At 48.1% G+C, this 4,922-nt stretch carries 4 protein-coding genes; 1 reads left to right on the forward strand and 3 read right to left on the reverse strand.

Annotated elements, in window-relative coordinates; all coding sequences use genetic code 11:
* Nucleotides 1–334: 334 nt before the first annotated feature.
* Nucleotides 335–1,405, reverse strand: a complete 1,071-nt coding sequence (gene prfA, locus BKN38_RS09920) for a peptide chain release factor 1 (RefSeq protein ID WP_066457704.1) — start codon at nt 1,403–1,405, stop codon at nt 335–337.
* 31 nt (nt 1,406–1,436) lie between these two features.
* Nucleotides 1,437–1,709 (reverse strand): 30S ribosomal protein S20, encoded by a 273-nt coding sequence (gene rpsT / locus BKN38_RS09925; RefSeq protein WP_066457707.1) that lies wholly within the window; start codon nt 1,707–1,709, stop codon nt 1,437–1,439.
* 161 nt (nt 1,710–1,870) lie between these two features.
* Between rpsT and BKN38_RS12135 the strand changes: the two genes are divergently transcribed.
* Nucleotides 1,871–1,996, forward strand: a complete 126-nt coding sequence (locus tag BKN38_RS12135; RefSeq protein ID WP_256325592.1) for a hypothetical protein — start codon at nt 1,871–1,873, stop codon at nt 1,994–1,996.
* A 690-nt stretch (nt 1,997–2,686) separates the two neighbouring features.
* On the opposite strand, the gene BKN38_RS09930 is transcribed toward BKN38_RS12135, so the two are convergent.
* The coding region (locus BKN38_RS09930) for a TonB-dependent receptor domain-containing protein (protein WP_070957823.1) at nt 2,687–4,922 on the reverse strand (2,236 nt) is incomplete at its 5' end.

The raw sequence follows: 4,922 nt of genomic DNA on the forward strand, positions 1-4,922 counted from the left end.
CACCGTCAAAGACGACAGATCCTCCCTGCACCCACACAGCTCCGGCTCACGAAGTACTGCAGACATTCGCGTAACACAGGGCACGCGGCCCGGCGCGTATCGGCGAGGGGGGGTCTGCACGGCTACATATGTGTTAAAGACCCACCCTCTAGGAGGTTTTTTATAAGGTTTTTTGTCCCCACCCCCCCCCCCCAGAAGAAGCTGCATTAATTGCGCTGTCTAATATTTTTGCATTATTCTTTATGTTGCTAGCCTGATCCATTTGCACTCCTTATTTTTTGACATTATAAATACAAAAAACCTATGATTATATTTATCCAAGCCTGATAAATGCCTACCCTGCGGCTTCCGCGCCCATGGCTTCGCTTTGTGCGTGCGCGATAAGCGGGTCGATGATAGCATCAAGATTGCCAGAGAGCATGATTTCTTCAAGGCTATAGAGCGTGAGCCCTATGCGGTGATCGGTCAATCGGTTTTGCGGGTAGTTGTAAGTGCGGATGCGCTCGCTGCGATCGCCGCTGCCTACTTGGTCTTTGCGCGCTTGTGAGTTTTCTGCTTGTTTGGCTTCTAGCTCGGCTTCATAGATTCTGGCTTTCAGGATTTTCATCGCCTTGTCTTTGTTTTTGTGCTGGGATTTTTCATCCTGCATCGACACGCTGATGCCGCTTGGGATATGCGTGATGCGCACCGCAGAATCCGTCGTATTCACGCACTGCCCGCCATGCCCGCCCGCGCGGAAAACCTCGATACGCAAATCGCTAGGATTGATATTCACCTCGACATCATCGACTTCTGGCATGATAGCCACAGTGATGGCGCTTGTGTGGATTCTGCCTTGCGACTCGGTCTGTGGGACGCGCTGGACGCGGTGCGTGCCGCCCTCAAACTTCAGCCTAGAATACGCGCCACTGCCCTTGATGAGTGCTATCATCTCGCGATATCCGCCCACATCATTTTCGCTAGAGCTGATGATCTCTACTTTCCAGCCCTGCAAATCCGCGTATCGACAATACGCCTTAAACAAATCGCCCACGAAAATCCCCGCCTCATCGCCGCCCGTGCCCGCGCGCAGCTCTAGGTAGATGTTTTTGCTGTCATTTGGATCTTTTGGGATTAGTAGAATCTTTATCGCCTCTTCTAGGCTTGCTTTTTGGGATTCTAGGGATTTGAGCTCCTCTTTGGCAAGCTCGCCCAGCTCTTTGTCCTCTAGGAGCGATTTGTTTTCTTTGATAGATTCTAGGATGTCAAGGTATGCGCGCGCAGAATCCGCGATCTCTTGGATGCCGCTCTGTTCTTTGCTAAGCTCGGTAAGGCGCTTGATATCCTGCGTGATAGTCGGGTCAAGTAGCAGCGCGCTAATCTCATCATAGCGCGCGATGATAGGCAGCAGCTTAGAAGTAAGCATATTTTTGCTTGGTTAGTGTTTGGCGGGCGGTTTAAGCACCTAGTGCTAGCTTTTTTAGCGCGGCGTTTAGGCGGCTCACTTTGCGCGCCGCGGTGTTTTTCTTTAGGATGCCTTTGCTTACAAATTTATGCAGCTCTTTGTTGGCGACTTTAAACGCTTCTTGCGCCTTTGGCAAGTCTTTGTTGGCGATGCTTTCTCGGAGCGCTTTGGTGATATTTTTGATTCTAGTTCGATAGTAGCGATTGCGTTCAGTGCGGGTTTCTGTCTGTCGGATTCGCTTCTGTGCGGACTTGTGATTTGCCATTATGATATTCCTTGTTTTGAAATTTAGGGCAGAATTTTGCCTTAAAATTATTTAAAAGCAGATTAAGCCACGCCGCAAAAGTCGCCAAATCTTGCGCGGATATTTGCGCGATAAGCACGCGATTTTGGGATGATACGAGAATCTAAGGCGCTTGAGAATCTGTGGAGCACCGATTTAGCATGCTAGAATCCAAGGATTTTGAATTCTGCCGTCATTGCGAGGAGCGAAGCGACGAAGCAATCTATAAATATAGCAAAAATAGATTTTTGGTTTTTAGCAAAATCTAGCAAATTTAGATTCTGTTGCGGGGATTAAAGATTTGGTTGCGTTTATAGATTGCTGCGCCGCATAAGTGCGGCTCGTAATGATAGAAAGAAAGTATATGTGGGCCAGAAAGTCTAGGCTAGAGAATCTAGCCTAAAGTTTGCAAGGATTAGAATCTGTCGATATGTTGAAAATCCTAGAATCTAAGTTGTGCTGGGATTAGAATTTGTTTGGAAATCTACCCTATCGCGCGGGGATTAAAAATCCGCGCGGAGGGTTAGCCAGAAGGTTTGACTAGAAAACAAAGGCTTGGCAAAAACTCGGACAAAAAACAAAAGATTGCCTAACAATCCAAGTTTTGCCTAAAATCAGAGCCTAGATTTTAGTCTTAAGCCTTGAAAAAATTCTGTCTAAATTTAGCCTCAAGACTCGAAAAACAAAGTCTTGACAAAAAACAAAAACCTAGCCAAAGCGCAAAGCCTTGAGAAAAACCAAGTCTTGCTTAAAACAAGGTCTCAAGAAAATCCAAGCCTTGCCAAAAAAGCAAAGAACTAGCAAAGTCTTTGCTGAAAGGCAAAATCTTTGCGCTAGAAAACAAAAACCTAGCCAAAGCGCAAAGCCTCGAGAAAAACCAAGTCTTGCCTAAAACAAGGCCTAGAGAAAATCCAAGCCTTGCCTAGAAAGCAAAGCCTTGCGTCAAAAGCGATCCTTGCCTAGAAATCCATACTTAGCGCTATGTAGTATCTGCGTCCTTCATATATAGAGGCGTAGTTGTTGTATAGCGTGCCTGCTGTCTGCGCGGCATTGGTATATGAGACATAATAATCCACAAAATTATGATTTAGCAAGTTATATATCCCAAAGTTTGCGCGCAGGGTTTTGGTGATTTGGTAGTTTGCGCCCAAATGCAGCAAGAAATAAGGCTCATAAAACTCGCTTCTGCCCGGGTTGTTACGCTTCCAAGTATCAAGTCCTGCTTGTGTGACAGTCCTGCCTAGCACATTTGTCCTCATTTGTCGTGCCTTAAACTCGCCTCGCACATATACGCCTAGATTATTCCAAGTGTAGTTTATCGCGCCATTTAGCGAATGCTCTGGGATGTTTGCCAGCGGCATACCATTGGTAGCGCCAGAAGTCGAGCGACTCCTATTCCAAGTATATGAAGCGTTTAGCCCTAGCTCACCTATACCCACGCTAAATGGCTTAATCTGCCCATACACTTCTATGCCATAGCTTTGAGCGGTATCAACATTATAGCTGTATTGACAGCTTGGACTTATAGTCGGTCTATTTGGATTTGATGTTGCATTACAAATGAACCCTGCTGGCATTTGTCCATTTACCGCTACAGTCATACTAGTGATTTTGTCATAAAATTGCGTGAAAAATCCAGTAAGCGACACTTGCGTATAGTCTGTCTCATGCATCACAGATAGCTCGTAGTTGGTGCTAGATTCTGGCTTCAAGTCTGGATTACCAAACACCCTTATCGCGCCTTGTCCGGTGCTAGATCCCCAGCCGGGCGCTATTTGCGTAAGTGTGGGTAGTATATATCCAGTAGAGATACCGCCTTTAAAGGTGAGGTCGCCTATCGCGCTTCCTTCTAGCGCATTCCACACGAGATATGCGCGAGGGGAGGCGTTAAACCCAAAGTTTGAGTCCATATTTAGGCGCACGCCGACATTTAGCAGTAAGCTATCTACGATAGCCCACTGGTCATCAAGATAGAGCGCGTAAGTGTGGCGATCCATAAAATTCCCCACATCCCCGCCAAACACCGTGCCATACTGCGCTGCTACGCTATTGTAGATGTATTGCCCGCCGACATTTAGCTTCATACGCCAAAATGGAAGGCTGGTGCGATGCTCTAGTATCACATCTTGCGCTAGGCGTTTGCGTGAGGCGTTATGATTGGCATTGTATTGGATGCTGGTGTCGGTGCGGATGGTGCCATTTGCGCCATAGCGCCCTTGGTGGCGGACTATGGCGTTGTTTCTGTTAAACACAGAGTTTTCAAAAATGGTTGGATCATACCAAGAGCCAAAATGACTATAATCCACATAGAGATAATTTTTCTCGCTCATCTCGTAGCCTATGCGCGCACCTGCTTGGTATTGGTTATTTTGTCCGGCACCTATTATGGAGGCAGAGGCTATGGTTGGCATTGCTGCATTTGGATTGGTGGGATTTGTCGGCACGCCCGATATATCAGTGCTTCCTGATTGGAATTGGTGCGTATCTTTGGCGCGGAGTTGCACGGACCATTTTTTGGCTTTGTCGATTGGTCCTGCTGTGTAGGCAGACACACCTACAGAGTGCCCGAAAATATTTTCTTCTTGCAAGGTGGTGTTTAGCAAGATATTGGAAGCCCATTTGTCAAAGCTTCTTTTGGTGATGACATTTACCACGCCGCCTATCGCATCGCTCCCATATATCGTGGAGGCTGGGCCGCGGATGACTTCGATGCGATCTATCGCGGCAAGTGGCGGCATAAAGGCGGCTTGGGAAAAGCTAACATTGGGGAAGGCTTCGCTTGAGGCGTCTTGCCTTTTGCTATCTACGAGAAGTAGCGTGTAGCTGGAGGGCATACCTCTTATGGAGATAGAATAGCCGCCAAAGCTGGTAGCTCCGGTATCGATGCTGACACCCGGGAGCAGGCTAACTGCCTCGGCGATGTCGCGCACTGGGCGCTCTTGGAGCTCTTTGCCAGTGACTATGGATATGGAGGCTGGCGCGTCGCGCAACTCTTGGGCGAAGCCGGTCGCTGATACGACTTGCTTTGCTAGCTCGCGTTTCTCGAGGTCAGAATCGCTTGTGCTGTTTGCGCTTGTGTTTTGGCCGCTCGTGCTGTCGGCTGGCGTGGTCTCGGCTATGGTTTTGGGGGTGTCGGTGTTTGCGCTTGTGTCGCTTGCGCTCGCGCTGGTTGCATTGCTGGCGCTGGTTGTGTTG

The sequence above is a fragment of the Helicobacter sp. CLO-3 genome, assembly GCF_001854545.1.
GTDB lineage: Bacteria > Campylobacterota > Campylobacteria > Campylobacterales > Helicobacteraceae > Helicobacter_B.

Excerpts from the sequence above, each read along its gene's own strand:
- prfA (WP_066457704.1), bottom strand. The coding sequence starts at position 1,405 with ATGCTTACTTCTAAGCTGCTGCCTATCATCGCGCGCTATGATGAGATT.
- rpsT (WP_066457707.1), bottom strand. The coding sequence starts at position 1,709 with ATGGCAAATCACAAGTCCGCACAGAAGCGAATCCGACAGACAGAAACC.